General features: G+C 69.4%; 15 protein-coding genes. 9 read left to right on the top strand and 6 right to left on the bottom strand.

Annotated features, from left to right (window positions below; genetic code table 11):
- Positions 1 to 23 precede the first annotated feature (23 nt).
- Positions 24 to 1,226 (top strand): hypothetical protein, encoded by a 1,203-nt coding sequence (locus H6726_03270; protein ID MCB9656647.1) that lies wholly within the window; start codon positions 24 to 26, stop codon positions 1,224 to 1,226.
- Positions 1,227 to 1,236: 10 nt separating this feature from the next.
- Positions 1,237 to 1,773, top strand: coding sequence for a hypothetical protein (locus H6726_03275; GenBank protein ID MCB9656648.1), 537 nt, complete (start codon positions 1,237 to 1,239; stop codon positions 1,771 to 1,773).
- 333 nt (positions 1,774 to 2,106) lie between these two features.
- On the opposite strand, the gene H6726_03280 is transcribed toward H6726_03275, so the two are convergent.
- Positions 2,107 to 2,466 (bottom strand): hypothetical protein, encoded by a 360-nt coding sequence (locus H6726_03280; GenBank protein ID MCB9656649.1) that lies wholly within the window; start codon positions 2,464 to 2,466, stop codon positions 2,107 to 2,109.
- Between H6726_03280 and H6726_03285 the strand changes: the two genes are divergently transcribed.
- The 3 genes from H6726_03285 to H6726_03295 all read left to right on the top strand — a co-directional run bounded on the left by H6726_03285 (position 2,465) and on the right by H6726_03295 (position 5,840).
- The gene (locus tag H6726_03285; protein ID MCB9656650.1) at positions 2,465 to 3,946 is read left to right on the top strand and encodes a hypothetical protein; all 1,482 of its coding nucleotides are present in this window, start codon (positions 2,465 to 2,467) and stop codon (positions 3,944 to 3,946) included. The two genes, H6726_03280 and H6726_03285, sit on opposite strands and share 2 nt — an antisense overlap.
- 463 nt (positions 3,947 to 4,409) lie before the next feature.
- A complete protein-coding gene (locus H6726_03290) occupies positions 4,410 to 4,895 on the top strand; it encodes a hypothetical protein (GenBank protein MCB9656651.1) in 486 nt (161 codons plus the stop codon).
- A 114-nt stretch (positions 4,896 to 5,009) separates the two neighbouring features.
- On the top strand, positions 5,010 to 5,840 hold the full coding sequence (locus H6726_03295) for an arginyltransferase (protein MCB9656652.1): 831 nt from the start codon (positions 5,010 to 5,012) through the stop codon (positions 5,838 to 5,840).
- Here the strand turns inward: H6726_03295 and H6726_03300 are convergent.
- Positions 5,818 to 6,366: a hypothetical protein gene (locus H6726_03300; protein MCB9656653.1), complete on the bottom strand. Its 549-nt coding sequence runs from the start codon at positions 6,364 to 6,366 to the stop codon at positions 5,818 to 5,820. The two genes, H6726_03295 and H6726_03300, sit on opposite strands and share 23 nt — an antisense overlap.
- Positions 6,367 to 6,692: 326 nt before the next feature.
- On the opposite strand from H6726_03300, the gene H6726_03305 reads away from it, so the two are divergent.
- Positions 6,693 to 7,391, top strand: coding sequence for a hypothetical protein (locus H6726_03305; protein MCB9656654.1), 699 nt, complete (start codon positions 6,693 to 6,695; stop codon positions 7,389 to 7,391).
- Between the two features lie 9 nt (positions 7,392 to 7,400).
- Here H6726_03305 and H6726_03310 read toward each other — a convergent pair whose 3' ends face one another.
- A complete protein-coding gene (locus H6726_03310; protein MCB9656655.1) occupies positions 7,401 to 7,820 on the bottom strand; it encodes an MAPEG family protein in 420 nt (139 codons plus the stop codon).
- A gap of 428 nt (positions 7,821 to 8,248) precedes the next feature.
- On the opposite strand from H6726_03310, the gene H6726_03315 reads away from it, so the two are divergent.
- Positions 8,249 to 8,641 (top strand): hypothetical protein, encoded by a 393-nt coding sequence (locus tag H6726_03315; GenBank protein MCB9656656.1) that lies wholly within the window; start codon positions 8,249 to 8,251, stop codon positions 8,639 to 8,641.
- Positions 8,638 to 9,741, top strand: a complete 1,104-nt coding sequence (locus H6726_03320) for a tetratricopeptide repeat protein (GenBank protein MCB9656657.1) — start codon at positions 8,638 to 8,640, stop codon at positions 9,739 to 9,741. Before H6726_03315 ends, H6726_03320 begins: the two co-directional genes overlap by 4 nt.
- A 71-nt stretch (positions 9,742 to 9,812) precedes the next feature.
- Here the strand turns inward: H6726_03320 and H6726_03325 are convergent, their stop codons facing one another.
- Both H6726_03325 and H6726_03330 read right to left on the bottom strand, forming a co-directional pair.
- Positions 9,813 to 10,517 (bottom strand): GTPase domain-containing protein, encoded by a 705-nt coding sequence (locus H6726_03325; protein ID MCB9656658.1) that lies wholly within the window; start codon positions 10,515 to 10,517, stop codon positions 9,813 to 9,815.
- A gap of 13 nt (positions 10,518 to 10,530) precedes the next feature.
- The gene (locus tag H6726_03330; protein ID MCB9656659.1) at positions 10,531 to 10,896 is read right to left on the bottom strand and encodes a hypothetical protein; all 366 of its coding nucleotides are present in this window, start codon (positions 10,894 to 10,896) and stop codon (positions 10,531 to 10,533) included.
- 806 nt (positions 10,897 to 11,702) lie between these two features.
- Between H6726_03330 and H6726_03335 the strand changes: the two genes are divergently transcribed.
- Positions 11,703 to 13,235, top strand: a complete 1,533-nt coding sequence (locus H6726_03335; GenBank protein ID MCB9656660.1) for a mechanosensitive ion channel — start codon at positions 11,703 to 11,705, stop codon at positions 13,233 to 13,235.
- Between the two features lie 89 nt (positions 13,236 to 13,324).
- Here the strand turns inward: H6726_03335 and H6726_03340 are convergent, their stop codons facing one another.
- A complete protein-coding gene (locus H6726_03340; protein ID MCB9656661.1) occupies positions 13,325 to 13,741 on the bottom strand; it encodes a YjbQ family protein in 417 nt (138 codons plus the stop codon).
- Positions 13,742 to 13,797 lie beyond the last annotated feature (56 nt).

Below are 13,797 nucleotides of genomic sequence, written 5' to 3' on the forward strand. Positions count from 1 at the left end.
TCGCACTCAGCGCGACGCTAACCATGGTGGGGTGTGCCAACGCAGGCTGCCCCGTCGGTACGGTGCTCGACGACTCGCTCGGCCAGTGCATCCGTGTCGGCGACATGGGCGTGCTCGACCTGGGCATGGACGCGTCGCCCCCCGACCTGCTGCCTGACCTCGGACCGGACCTGGGCCCCTGCGGGGCGTGCGGCCCCGACACCGAGTGCAACCCGGACACGAATACGTGCGTGCCGTGCCTCACCGCCGCCCACTGCAGCGCGCCCCTCGATCAGTGCACCAGCATGAATACCTGCGTTGAGTGCATCAACGACGGTCACTGCGAAGGGAGCACCCCCTACTGCGTCGCCAACGCCTGTGAGGCGTGCCGCAACAACTCGCACTGCCCCCTCACCGACCCGGTCTGCAACACTGTCGACCACACCTGCGGCTCGTGCCAGCAGCGCAGCGACTGCAACGACCGCAGCGCCACCCCCGCCTGCAACACCAGCACCGGCGACTGCACCCTGTGCGACATCGACAGCGAGAGCGCCGACTGCCCCGGTCAGCGCTGCTTCAACCAGACCTCGTGCACCGAGTGCCGGCCCGGGACCGCCAGCGTGGACTGCACCATGCCGTCCAAGCCCCAGTGCAACACCATCGGTGAGTGCGCGGCCTGCACCATGGACGATCACTGCAGCCACATCAGCGGCCGCCCCCGCTGCGTCAGCGGCACCTGCCGCGCCTGCACCCTGGCGACGGAGGGGACGGACTGCGGCGCCAACTCCTGCAACCCCGCCACGCTCACCTGCACCACAACGCCACGCTTCTCCCGCAGCGTGTGCGAGTCGTGCGTGTCGGACACGGAGTGCATCCAGGGCGGCCCGGGCAACACGTTCCGGTGCGTCCCGATGAACTTCCAGGGCACTGGGCTGGGCGGGTTCTGTCTGCGCGAGGCTCCGGGATGTTCGGCTCCGTACGCAGTGCCCATCGTCAACGTAGTGAGTCTCTCTGGCGCAACCGCCAGCAACTACTGCGGCCTCAACCAGACCGTGACTTCGTGCAGTGCGGTGCGAGTAATGATCGAGAGTCGGCCGTGTCCCGGGGGGACGGATGATGAGTGCATGGTCCCGGGCGGACGATGTGAGACCGTCGGCTCCATTTTCGACCAGTGCACCTACGGCTGCTCGGTCGCCAATGAGTGTGTAAGCGGGTTCTTCTGCAACGCCGGCTACTGCGGCTCCTGACGAAGCGCCCATGGGGACTACAACAAACACGTGCGCGACGCTCACGTTGAACGCCGCGCTGACCATGGTGGGGTACGTCAGTGCGGACTGCCCCGTTGGTACGGTGCTCGACGACACGCTCGACCCGTGCGTTCGCGTCGTCGACATGGGTGTGCTCGACATGGGCATGGACGCCACGCCCCCCGACCTGGGCGACGACCTGGGGCGCGACCTCGGACCGGACCTCGGCTCCTGCGGCGCGTGCGGCATCGTTGCCTTCCGCGAGTACACCCTCAGCAACGGCGAGACCCGCTCCGAGTCGACTCGCATCGGGGTCGCCTGGCCGAGCAAGAACGGCAACTTCAGCCTCCAGCTGGACTTCATCCCCCACCGACCTCGCCAGCATCAAGATCGTGGTGATGGTCGTGGTCGCGGCCAAGAAGGTCGCTCCCGCCCCCGACGCCATCCCGACCTGAGCCGCAGGGCTCGCGAGTCAACAGGAGTGATCGGTTGGGCGGAAGGAGCGCGCGAAGCGCCGTCTGGCCGGGGCCGCCGGTCGCTGGCTTGACACAGCTCCGGGAGCTGCCAGAAGGGGCCCAGGAAGGGTTGTCATGAATACGCGTACATTGTGGGTTTGGGTGGGCAGCGTCGCGCTGGGTGGGATAGCTGGTTGCGACAGCGGGCCGATATCAGGGGAGTGCCCGGACGGTTCCTGGGCAGCGGGGGGCGACGCAGGGACCGCGTGCGTCGAGTGGACACCCTGCCCTGCCGGCCACTACGAGTTTCGCGCCGGGACAGCCACATCGGACCGCGCCTGCGCGCCTTGTGGCTTGGGGTCGCCCGACCCGGCTTGCGCACTCACGGACTGCGTGGCGGGTGAGTATCGCAGCCCGGGCACGGGCTACCAGTGCACTCCCTGTCCGAGCGGCAGGTTCAGCGTCGGCAGGAACGCCGGCAGCTGCACGGTATGGAGCACCTGCCACCCAGGGCAGTACGTCCTCGCGAACGGCGCTCCCGGCGGTGATCGCATCTGCGCGTCCTGCCCGACTGGTCGCTTCAGCACCACCAACAACGCCGTGGCTTGCAGCCCGTGGACCACTTGCGAAGCCGGCCAGCGCCAGCACTCTCCAGGCAGCGACATCAACGACCGCGTCTGCATCGTCTGTCCGCCGGGTACCCACACCTCGGGCCCCAACCAGACCATGTGCATCGCCGCGGGGGATTGCCCCGCCGGCACGGTGCAGACCGTGGCCGGTACCATGACCTCCCCCCCCGTCTGCACCGCCTGCTCTCCCGGCCAGCACTGCCCGGGAGCCACCAGTCCCGCCGTCGCGTGCGCGGCCGAAACCTGGGACGACGACGCCGACGCGGCCACACCGTGCGTGGCGTGGTCAGTGTGCGGCGGTGGCACCTACATGACCGCCGTGGGCACGTCCACGGTCGACCGTCTCTGCGCACCTTGCCCCTCGGGCACGTTCAATCCAGCTTCCCTCAACGTCAGCATGTGCACCCCGTGGAGCGAGTGTGGGTACGACGAGGACGAGGGTACGCCCGGCACCGCGTCGCACGACCGAAGCTGCGTCATCGCTGGCTGGACCCTTCAGTTCGGTACCTCCGGCCATGACGAGGCGGCGAGCGTCAGCGCGAGCGCGTCCAGCATCGCCGTGGCAGGACGCACCACGGACGCCTTTACGATGCAAACGTCCGCAGGTGCCGCGGATGCCTTCGTCCAGCGGTACTCCGCTGGCGGCACGCTCGCGTGGACGCGCCAGTTCGGCACAGCCAGCACGGACAACGTCTACTCGGTGACCATGAGCCTAAACGAAGCGGTGGTCATCGCCGGCCGCTTGGGTGATGGCCCAAACCCCTACTTCGTCCGGCAGTACAACTCTGGCGGCCATCTAAGCTGGGACATCGCCACCTTTTGGGCCATCGCAGCGGCGAGCGCTGGGACCGACGGGAGCGTCTTCGTGGCGGGGTCCGCTGGCCATGCCCTCCCGGGGCAGAGTGCCTTCGGCCTCAGTGATGCCGTCCTGCAGAAGTACAGCGCAGCCGGGTCTCTGCTGTGGACTCGGCAGTTCGGCACGTCGGACAGCGACTTCGCCGTGGCCGTCAGTGTCGGCAGTGACGGGAGCGTAGTGGTCGTGGGGGGCACGGAAGGCACTTTCCCCGGCCAAGCGTACCTGGGCGTACAGGACGTCTTCGTTCGGAAGTACGACGCGGATGGAACTCTGCTCTGGACGCGGCAGTTTGGGACGGTGGCCGATGAAACCCCTTACGCTGTGAGCGCCGATGCCGAGGGCGCAGTGGCTGTCGTCGGCAGCACCCGAGGAGCGCTCCCCGGGCAGAGCCACCAAGGCCACTTGGACGCGTTCGTACGCAAGTACGATCGCGACGGTGCCCACCTCTGGACGCGACAGTTCGGCGGGACAGGTGCGGACGGCGCGACCGGTGTGAGCATCGCCCCGGACGGACGCGTCCTAGTCGCCGGCGTGATCCGCATGGCGCTCCCGGACCAGGTCACCCTCGGCGGTCCCGATGCCTTCCTGGTCACCTACAGCGCCGAAGGGACAGTTCTTCGGACTCGGCAGTTTGGAACGGCGGGCAGCGACTATGCCTTTGCGGTAGCGTCCACGAATAGCGGCAGCGCGCTCGTAGTGGGGGCAGTCGAACACGCGCTCCCAGGGCAGCTCAGCTTGGGCGGTCACGACGCGTTCCTGCGCGAGATTTACAACCCGTGACCTCTGCGCGGTCGCTGCGCTAGTCCACTGCGCGCCACCTCGACTTCCCTCTGGCGAGCGCGTGGTGACGGGCGAGGGCGTCGCGCGCCGGTCGTGCCCTCTCGTCACGGGGGGGGAACGAGCCCTCGGGTGCGTAGAGCTACTGCCTCTGCCTTGCGAACGTGTCGGGCAACTACAACCTCACGTGGGCGCGGGCGAAGGTGACGTCGCCCTCGCGGCGCCGGTGCGTCGACCACCGAGCATTGGACGACGCGGACGCCATCGGCGCACGCATCCGACTCGAGCGCCCCTGCGGGGTGGCCGCTTGCGTCGCCACTGGAAACCGGGTCCGAAGCGTTGCTCGGTGCGCTGCGCGCAGGTTTCCCCCCCAACTCTGAGGGTCTTGCTGGGAATCAGTGACCCAGGATTCCGGGACAGGCCTGCACGCGGTCTCCCATCCCTGGTAGGTTGGGGCATGCGCGGCATGACTCCTTTCCCCTTGCTGGCTTGGTGCCTCGCCGCGCTGAGCGTGATGGGATGTTCGGAATCGCCTGCGCCGCCCCCCGCGCAGAGCGGGGGAGAAGCGGACGAGCCTACACACGTCGCAGAGCAGACGCCCGACGTGCGGAACGAAGCGTCGGGGGACACGGTGGCGCTGGCGCCGTCGGACGGGCCCCCCACCGACCCGGCGGACACCGCTCAGCAAGGAGCGAACGTGAACGCGCCCGTCGACGGCCCCGACGACGCGGACGCGGGCGCGTCGCTAGGCCGAGTCGAAGCAGCCTCCGGGAACGCCGTCGACGGAGCCAATCCACGCGCGCGCACCTCACCTCCTCGCGGGCACGCACACTCAACCGTGACCAGCATCCGCGTGCCCGACTGCATCCGCTCCTGCGTGGCGTCGAGCCCCCTGCGCGAGCTGTCGGAGAGCGCCGCACGCGAGGACTGCGCGCGCACCTGCCGGCAGTAGCGCGCCCGGCGGGCACCTCCCGAAGCCCCACGTCGCGCTGCACCTACCGTGTGCGCCGCGCACGGACACGGTCCCCCTTGTCGTGGCGCGCGCGGGCCCGCCATGATGGGGGGGATGGATCCGTTGCACACCTTGCCTCGCCTGCTGGACCGCGTTCCGGCCGAGGTCTTGGTCCACTCGGAGCCCGAGCCCTGTCCCTACATCGAGGGGCGGACGGCGTTGATGCCGCTGCGCTTGCCCATCCGCCGCCTGCAGCCAGCCGAGCTGGACCTGCGGTTGCAGCAGGGAGACCGCCGCCACGGCGCGTTGCTCTACCGTCCCAGCTGCGCCGACTGCCACGCCTGCGAGGCCATCCGGCTGGACGTGGCGCACTTCCCGCTGCGGCCCCAACACCGGCGCGTGCTGCGGCGCGGTGACAAGGCCCTGCGTGTGGAGCTGGGCCCACCCATCGCGGACCGCGACCGCATCCAGCTGTTCGAGCGGCACAAGCGCGTCCGCGGTCTCGAGAGCGCCAACGCGCGCCCCATCACCATGCTCTCGTATCAGCGCTTCCTGGTGGACCGCCTGTGCGGCTCGTTCGAGATGCGCTACTACCTCGAGGATCGCCTGGTGGGCGTGGCCGTCACGGACAAGGGCGAGACCTCGCTCTCGGCCGTGTACTGCTACTACGACCCGGACCTCGCGCGGCTGAGCCTCGGCACCTACTCCATCCTCAAGCAGCTGGAGCTGGCCCGCCGCTGGGGCATGCAGCACCTGTACCTGGGGCTCTACATCGAGGCCAACGAGCACATGGCCTACAAGGCGCGCTTCCTGCCGCACGACCGCCTGGTGCGCGGCGAGTGGCACCACTTCGCGCGTCCCGACGCGGAATCGCCGGGAGCGACGCCCACGGCACCGACGACGCCCACGACCCCGACGACGCCTACGGACGCCGCGCCCAGGTGACGCTGGCCTGCTGGCACACGGGCTCGCAGTTCGCGCCGTTGGGGTACGTGGCCGCGTAGCTGGGCGTCGCCGTCTCGTCGCGCAGCGTCACACCGTCCAGCGTGTGCACCACGCGCACCCGTGCAGGCCGCCCGTACACCTCGATGACCATCTCGAACGCCCCCGGCACGGCGCGCGCGCCCGCCATGACGGTGCCCGGCACGGGGCTCTCCATCTCGACCATCTCCGTGCGCGCACCGAGGAACACGCTGGCGCCCCCGTCGCAGGTAGCGTGGTCGACGGCGGAGGTGTCCGTGTGCTCGAGCGTGCAGGTGATGGTGGTTCCGTCCGCGTCGATCACGAACTCGTGCCGACCGGCGGCGGCCTCCTCGGGGCTCAGGTCCACGCGGATGGTGACCTGGTCGGCGCAGCCGATCTCCGTGCAGATGGGCCCGGCGGACGTGCTGGCACCGCCGCCGCACCCCACGAAGGATGCCGAGAGGAAGGACAGCAGGAGCGCCGACAGCGCGACCGCTCGGTGAGCCATCCGTCGCGCCGACGGGGCCACTGGGCGACCCGATGCGACCGGTGAATGGGCTGGGACACGGGCCGAGCGGAGGGCGTAGAGGGCAGTGCGCATGAGGGTCCTGGTGCGAAGGCGTGGCGCCCGATGCTCGATGCACGCGCGCTCCCCAGCAAGACCCGCGTGCTGGCTCGGTCCTTGGCCGGGCATGGCAGCACCCACCGGCAGACCGGGCCGCGCGTTCATGGTGGGGGGTGCAACCGAACGCAAGACACGGACGTCGCCGAGCCCGCCTCGTCGACACGTCGCGCGCGCGGGAATACGCACGCCCCCCAGCCCGGTTCGGCCGCATGGTCCGCCCCACCCGTGCCCGTGCCCTCGCCACCGCCCGCATCCTCGGCGCCCAGGTGTGCCTGGCGCTGCTGGCGTGGGTGCTGCTGCGGCGCAGCCAGCCGGAAGAGGGCCTGCCCGAAGGAGCGCTGGCCAGCAGCACACCAGACCCCGAGGACGCCTCACCGGGGTCCGCGCGCGACCTCGACCTCGACCTCCACGGCCGGAACGACGAGCTGACGGCGACCGACCATGGCGCAGCGCGCGGCGCGAGCCGCCCGCCCGGCGCGAGCACGCAGGTGCGCGAACTGTCGACCAGCCTGCCCCCGAGCGAGGCCCTGCGCGCCCTGACCGAGTGCGAGGCCGCCTGCGACACCCCGTTCCAGCCGCAGCCCAGCGCTCTCCCCCCCGACGCGCGCCGCCGCCGCGCAGGCCTGCACCGCATCCCGGGTGGGCGCACCTGGTGGCTGGACCCACGCGCAGGCACGGACCAGGGCGCGCTCGTGTGCAGCGAGGTAGGCGACGGGCAGGTGGAGTGCCCCTGGACGCTGCCCCTCGAGGCACGCATCCCCCGGACCGACCCGGCCACGCGCGCCACGCCCTACCACGCAACGCTGTTCATCGCGGAGGCCTTGCTGGAGGTCCAGCTGTTCGTCCCGGGCGAAGACGGCCCGCGTTGCACCTGCCCACCGTTCGACCTGCGCGGCGTGCCCGACTGAGCCGCGGCGTCAGACCAGGCCAGCGGCTGCGCGCATGGTCAGCGCAATGAGCACCAGGCTCGACAGCGCGAACAACACGAAGCGCGCGGGGATGTGGTTCACCAGCGTCTGCACCAGGCTGTGCGCCACGCGCAGCCCGACGTACGCCCACGCCAATGTCACGGCCAAATCGTCCGCGGGCGCGATCAGCGCGCTCGCGAGGGCCACCGCGTAGAAGACCGTCGGCTGCTCCATCAAGTGGTTGTAGTTGTCCGCCTTCCACCGCACGCGGGCCGGCAGCTGCGCCATCTGCTCGCCGCGCGGGGCGTTGCTGTCGGGCGTCATCTTCGCGACCCGCATGGCGGGCAGCCGCGTGGCGTACATGAAGGCCCACATCAGGTGGGTCCAGAAGGCGAGGGCAAGCAAGGGCGCGAGGATAGGTGCAGGCATGCGCCGAGCATGCGCCACGATCCGTGCGGCATCCATGCGTCCTTCGGGGCCTCGATCAACCACTCCGGGTCTAGACGGAGGCTGTCCCGCGTGGCGCCAAGTGGTACGCTGCGGACGACTCGGGCAGGGCTGCGGTCCGTGAGCCCTCGCGAGGAGATGATCCGCATGAAGGCATGTGCACGGTCGCGACGCACACCATCCCACCACAGCGCACCCGCGCCGTTCGGACTGTTCACATGGGTCCTCTGTCCACGTCACATGGAAGCAGCGACGAGGATGTGCGCAGCGTGACGTTCGCGCCCCCAGACGAGATCGATCTGAGACAGTTAGCCAAAGGCACAGACCATCTGAGCCCTGCCGTTTGCGGCCAACTGGTAGAAGCCGCCGTCTGCTGCCTCGCACACCAAGGACACGACAATGGCGCGCACATGGAGGTCAACGGGTCCGCGGTCGTCGTGAGGTGCGGCGACCTGGATCCGAGAGCGAACGCGTCGCACGCCGACCGCCAGGATGCGACCGAGGACGGTGCTGTTGCTATCGCCATTGCTCTCATCCGCGCAGGCACCGATCTGGACGTCGTTCAACGGTCGTGGAAGGGTACCGGCTTCGACTACTTCCTAACCTCAGGAACAGGAAACGCGCCGTTCGAGGGAAGTGCCTGCCTAGAAGTGTCCGGTATTCTTGCAGAAGACGACCTATCGATGCGTCGGAGAGTCGCCGCCAAGGTAAAGCAGGTCGATGCGGGCGATGGCGCTCTGCCGGGCTACGTTGTAGTCGTCGGTTTCTCCCTGCCAAGAGCGGCCGTAAAGAGCGTCCCATGAGCGAAGCCAACGAACTCCACAACCGGGCCATGGCGCTCGTCGAATCAGCGCTAGGCGCTCGGCGACGCGGTGACCATGCTGAGGCCCGCGATGTGTTTGCTGAGGCCCAACGGCTGGAGTTGGCGTCGGCCCAGAAGGCGGAGACGCAACCTTCGCGCTCGATCCTGTTCCGCAGCGCGGCGTGGCTAGCGCTCGAGGCCGAGGACGCTTCTGAGGCGGAGCGGCTTGCCGCCTGTGGCCTGGCCGACATCGGAGTGCCGAACAAGGTGAAGGTGGAGCTGCGAGCCGTTGCTGAGGAGGCGAGGCTTCGGCTGCATCAGCCGCTGCCGCCCCCGACCGCCATGTCGAGCGTCACACTTCACTTGGAGGGCCCTGCCGTTGGCTACGGCACGGCATCGGCAGGCGACGTCGACCGTCGGAAAGGTGCCCTCCAGAGCATCATCGTGAGGACCGCCGAGCGAAGGGCACGGCGCCCGTTCAGGCTTCACGGTGGCGCCCCACGAGACGTCGTTCGCCAGCTCCAGCCTCGACTGTCGTATGCGGCGGGAAGCATGGTCGTTCAGGTTGTTCTCGGCGGGGATCAGCGCGAGCTGTGGGACGAGAACGCTGCGGTCGTAGAAGACGTGCAACGGTGTCTCCTGGCGTTCAGCGAAGGCGGGACACGTGCGTTGCGAGCACCTATCGCCGATGATCTCTATCGCGAGAACTTTGCACAACTCGCGACACAGCTGGCACCCGACGGGAAGCGGGTGACCTCGGTGGATGTCCTCGTGGCAACGGCGACTGGGTCTCAAAAGCCCGTACGAATGCGTCGGCACGGTTCCGAAGACCGCAAGGCGAAGTCCCTACCGGTGGGCCCCGCACTCGACGTCCTGGAAGGCGAGTTGAGGGGCGTGGACGAGACGACGCCGAGGAACACCATCAAGATTCTTCTCTCGGGCGCGAACGCAACCGCCGTCTCCGTCCAGGTCGGGGATGCTGTGATGGAAGACATCGTCCGACCGCTCTACGGTCGAGTCGTCCGCGTCACCGTCGCCACTGTGGGAAAGCAGCACAAGCTGATCGGCGTCCCAGAACTGGTCGACGACGACGAGTCGTGACCCAGCACGAGCGGAGGTCGCTGAACGCAGCGCGGCGTGGCGGACGCAGCGCCACGCCACGGGACCCAGCCCTACGCGTCGCCTTCCGACCAGTCGTGCTCGACGTCGTGATCGGCACGCCACGAAAGCCCCTCGAGCGCCTGGATCTCCTGATGGAGCTCCTCGGCGTCGGCCGCGCTGGACCCACCCGTGGCGAGCGCACCCAGCCCAGCAGCCCGGACGTTGGCGACCGCTGCACGGCTGAGCAGCGAGAAGGTCTCCGCGACCCCAACGCGCGCGTGAGCGCACGCGGTGATCGCGTGCGTGTCGATGGGCAGACCGAGCGCCTCGCAGGCCTCGCGCGGGGAGACCGCGCTGGGCAGGTCGGTCTTGTTCAGCTGCAGCACCAAGCTCGGCACGAGGTCGGGGCGCGCAGCGCGCAAGCTGGCCAACATGCGCGCTTGTGCGCCAAGGCGACCGCTGGCGTCGGCCACGAAGCAGACGGCGTCCGCAGCGCGCAGCAACAGTCGGCGGCGCGCCCGCAGGGCCCACTGCCCCGGCACGGCCAGCACCTGCACACGCAGGCGCCGCTCATCGATGTAGCCCGCGTCGAACGCGCGCCAGTCGAAGAACTCGGTGCGCCGCGACGTGGATCCAGGAGAAAGCAGCTCGCCTGCGCGAGCGCTCAACAAGGTCTCGTGCAGCACACGCACGTTGGTGGTCTTGCCCGCGCCCGCCGCACCGTCGTACAGCAGGCGCAGCGTGATCGCGCCCGAGTTTGGGTCTAGATGCGCCACGCGGATCTGGCGCTCAGAGCGTCAGGCCCTCTTCGACCGCGCGCAGCTTGTGGCGCGCGAGACCGAGGTTCCCGCGCTGCTTGTCGATCGCCACGTAGATGAAGAGCGAGGGGTGCCGCGTGAGCGGGCGGATGATGTGGTACTGCGTCTCCAGCGTGATGAGCATGTCCTCGATGACGCCGGGCAGGCCGAGGTCTTTCATGACGCGCGTCTTGGCCTTCACGACCGACGTGTTGCCCGAAGCGGCCAGCTCGATGTCGAACCCAGCGCCGCCGCCGGTGGTTCCGAGCGTCATGCCGGACTCGTAGTCGACGAGGGCCGCGGCGAGCGCTCCATCGAGGGTCATGATCTGTTCGAGGCTGCTGGCGATGGTGGACATGGGGACCTGGCTCCAGGGGTTGGTAGGGGGGACGATACCAGAGGTCGTGAGCGCGCTGGTCTCGCTGCCGTGCTCGGGCGCACGGAGGCGCGTGCCCGTCTGGGCGAGCTCCTCGAGCCGCGCCACCTCGGCGCTGAGCTCGTGGAGCGAGAAGCAGAGCTCGGACGCGTACGCGCGCTGCACCGAGTGGAAGACGACCTGTCCCTGCGCGGCGCGCTCGACCAGCGCGCGCAGCTGCCGCGCGTTGTGCTCCAGCAGCGCGTCACGCATCGCCACGCGCTCGACCACGCCGTCTTCGACGAGGGCTTCGGCGAAGTTGCGGCCGGTCTCGCGGCACTGCTTCCACACCTGCTGGAGCGCCGGCCGCAAGGCGAGGCCGCGGGAGGTCATCACGCGCGCGAGGCTCGTGGGGGCACCCGCCGAGACCACCCAGGCGATGGCGCCGCCCGCGAGAAATATGCGATCCTGCTCACGCCCAACGTGCACCGTGATCTCACCATGACCCAGCGTGAGCGCGTCCCGGAGGACCTTCTCGAGCGTGGCCGGCATGGGCAGCGAAACGCTTGCGTTGTCGAGGATGCCGTGCTGGGGGAGCGCGCTGGCACGCGGTGACATGGAGCGGACACTAGCACCAAAGGGGGACGTGGGCCACGCGAATCGTGCTATCACTGAAATTGACAGCATGTCAGTGTAATCGGCGATGGACGGCGGGTCTCCCGTGCCCGTGCGGTCCCATTGTCGGCTGCCGTGATGACCCCACACGCGGCCCCGAGACGCCGACGGCGGGGCCGTGATATGGCAGCGCGGTGACGTTCGTGAACCACCTGTGGAACCTCGGGAGCGCACTGGGCGTGGGCTGGATGATCGTGGCGGCGCTCCTCGCGCGCGCTTCGGTGCTCGATTCACCCAAGGGGTCCGATCCCCGCGCGCGCTTCCGCTTCGCGTTCTCGCTCTTCGGCTTTTTCGCCGTCCTCTTGCTGGCCAGCGCCGCCACCGCAGCGTGGCACGGTCAGAGCGCCGCGGAGCTGCGCGTGGCGACGGGACTGGTGGGCACCTTGGCCGGTGTCGGGCTGGTCAGCGTGGTGGTGTTCGAGGGCTTGGTGCGCCGCGTGCGTCCGAACATCCCGCGCATCGTGCCCGACGTGCTGACCACCATCGCGGGTCTGGTCGCGCTCATGCGGGCGTCGTCGCACCTCGGCTTGGATCTGAGTGGCATCATCGCGACGAGCGCCGTGCTCACCGCCGTCATCGGCCTCTCGCTCCAAGACACGCTGGGCAACATCCTGGGTGGGCTCGCGCTGCAGATGGACGGGTCCATCGAGGTCGGCGACTGGGTGAAGATCGGGGACCTCTCTGGGCGCGTGTCGGAGATTCGCTGGCGCTACACCGCCATCGAGACCCGCAATTGGGAGACTGTCATCTTCCCCAACAGCATGCTCACGCGGGGCCAGGTGATGGTGCTGGGCAAGCGCTCCGGGCAGCCCGAGCAGTGGCGGCGCTGGGTGTACTTCCACGTGGACTTCCGCCACGCGCCGACCGACGTGATCGCGGTGGTCACGCAGGCGCTCTTGGCGCAGCCCATCCGCAACGTGGCGGCCACGCCGGCCCCGAACTGCATCGCGATGGACTTCGACCAGAGCTCCACCAAGTACGCGGTGCGCTACTGGCTCACGGACCTCGCCGTGGACGACCCGACCGACAGCGAGATCCGCACACGCATCTTCTTCGCCCTCGCGCGCGCGAAGATGTCGCCCGCGATCCCCGCGCAGACGGTGTTCGTGACGGAGCACGACGAGGAGCGCGCGCAGGCCAAGCGCGAGGCGGACTTCGAGCGCCGCGTGAAGGCGCTGCAGGGCGTGACGATCTTTCGTGACCTGTCCGACGAGGAGCGCAGCGCGCTGGCCGAGAGCCTGCACCGCGCGCCGTTCGCGGCGGGGGAGACGATGACGCGCGAGGGCGCGACGGCGCACCACCTCTACATCTTGGTGCGAGGTGAGGTCTCGGTGCGCGTCGGCGGCATCGAGCAGACCAACGAGGTGGCGCAGCTGCGCGCGGGCGCGTTCTTCGGCGAGATGGCGCTGCTGACGGGCGAGAAGCGGCGGGCGACGTGCATCGCGCTGAGCGACGTGGACTGCTACCGCTTGGACTGGGGCGCGTTCCGCGGGCTGCTGGAGCGGCACCCGGAGCTGGCCGAGCAGGTGGCCGCGGTGCTGGTGGAGCGGCAGGCGGATCTCGAAGCCGTGCGCGAGCGCGTGGACGTGGCCCAGGACGCGAAGCGGCGCGCCGAGAGCCAGCGCGACCTGGCGTTCAAGATCCGGACGTTCTTCCAATTGGATTGAGGGCACGGACCCGGGCGCCCGCACTTCTCGTGGCGTGTCGCGAGCCGGCAGGTGTTCCCCATGACGGCGACGCGCGGTTCAGCGCGAGGTCAGCCGACGATGGACACCGTGACGCGTCGCCGATGCGGACGGGTACGGTGCTCCCACAAGTAGACCCCCTGCCAGGTGCCGAGGTCGGCGCGGCCGCCCGCCACGGGGATGCCGAGCGAGGTCTGCGTCAGCGCCACGCGCACGTGCGCGGACATGTCGTCGGGCCCCTCGTCGGTGTGAACGAACAGGGGGTCCCCGTCCGTGACGAGCCGCGCGAAGAACGCGTCGAGGTCCACGCGCACGTTCGGGTCCGCGTTCTCGTTGATGATGAGCGAGGCACTGGTGTGATGGACGAACACGGTGCAGAGCCCGCGCGTGATGCCCGAGGCCCGCACGACGCGCTGTACGTCGTCCGTGATCTCGAGGGTCCCCCGGCCGCGCGTGGCCAGCTCGAGCGTCTCGGCGTAGTAGGTCATGCCGCGACGTAGCACGCCGCCACGGCGACGCAGGCGACGCGATGCCAGGTCCAGGT

The sequence above is a fragment of the Sandaracinaceae bacterium genome, from assembly GCA_020633055.1.
Taxonomy (GTDB): Bacteria; Myxococcota_A; Polyangia; order Polyangiales; family Houyiibacteriaceae; genus JADJJE01.

What these genes read in the sequence shown, in the direction of transcription:
- H6726_03275 (MCB9656648.1), top strand. Translation starts at nt 1,237, where the DNA reads ATGGGGACTACAACAAACACGTGCGCGACGCTCACGTTGAACGCCGCG.
- H6726_03285 (MCB9656650.1), top strand. Translation starts at nt 2,465, where the DNA reads ATGACCTCCCCCCCCGTCTGCACCGCCTGCTCTCCCGGCCAGCACTGC.
- H6726_03315 (MCB9656656.1), top strand. Translation starts at nt 8,249, where the DNA reads ATGGAGGTCAACGGGTCCGCGGTCGTCGTGAGGTGCGGCGACCTGGAT.
- H6726_03310 (MCB9656655.1), bottom strand. Translation starts at nt 7,820, where the DNA reads ATGCCTGCACCTATCCTCGCGCCCTTGCTTGCCCTCGCCTTCTGGACC.
- H6726_03305 (MCB9656654.1), top strand. Translation starts at nt 6,693, where the DNA reads ATGGTCCGCCCCACCCGTGCCCGTGCCCTCGCCACCGCCCGCATCCTC.
- H6726_03290 (MCB9656651.1), top strand. Translation starts at nt 4,410, where the DNA reads ATGACTCCTTTCCCCTTGCTGGCTTGGTGCCTCGCCGCGCTGAGCGTG.
- H6726_03295 (MCB9656652.1), top strand. Translation starts at nt 5,010, where the DNA reads ATGGATCCGTTGCACACCTTGCCTCGCCTGCTGGACCGCGTTCCGGCC.
- H6726_03280 (MCB9656649.1), bottom strand. Translation starts at nt 2,466, where the DNA reads ATGGTACCGGCCACGGTCTGCACCGTGCCGGCGGGGCAATCCCCCGCG.
- H6726_03320 (MCB9656657.1), top strand. Translation starts at nt 8,638, where the DNA reads ATGAGCGAAGCCAACGAACTCCACAACCGGGCCATGGCGCTCGTCGAA.
- H6726_03300 (MCB9656653.1), bottom strand. Translation starts at nt 6,366, where the DNA reads ATGGCTCACCGAGCGGTCGCGCTGTCGGCGCTCCTGCTGTCCTTCCTC.
- H6726_03270 (MCB9656647.1), top strand. Translation starts at nt 24, where the DNA reads ATGGTGGGGTGTGCCAACGCAGGCTGCCCCGTCGGTACGGTGCTCGAC.
- H6726_03340 (MCB9656661.1), bottom strand. Translation starts at nt 13,741, where the DNA reads ATGACCTACTACGCCGAGACGCTCGAGCTGGCCACGCGCGGCCGGGGG.
- H6726_03330 (MCB9656659.1), bottom strand. Translation starts at nt 10,896, where the DNA reads ATGTCCACCATCGCCAGCAGCCTCGAACAGATCATGACCCTCGATGGA.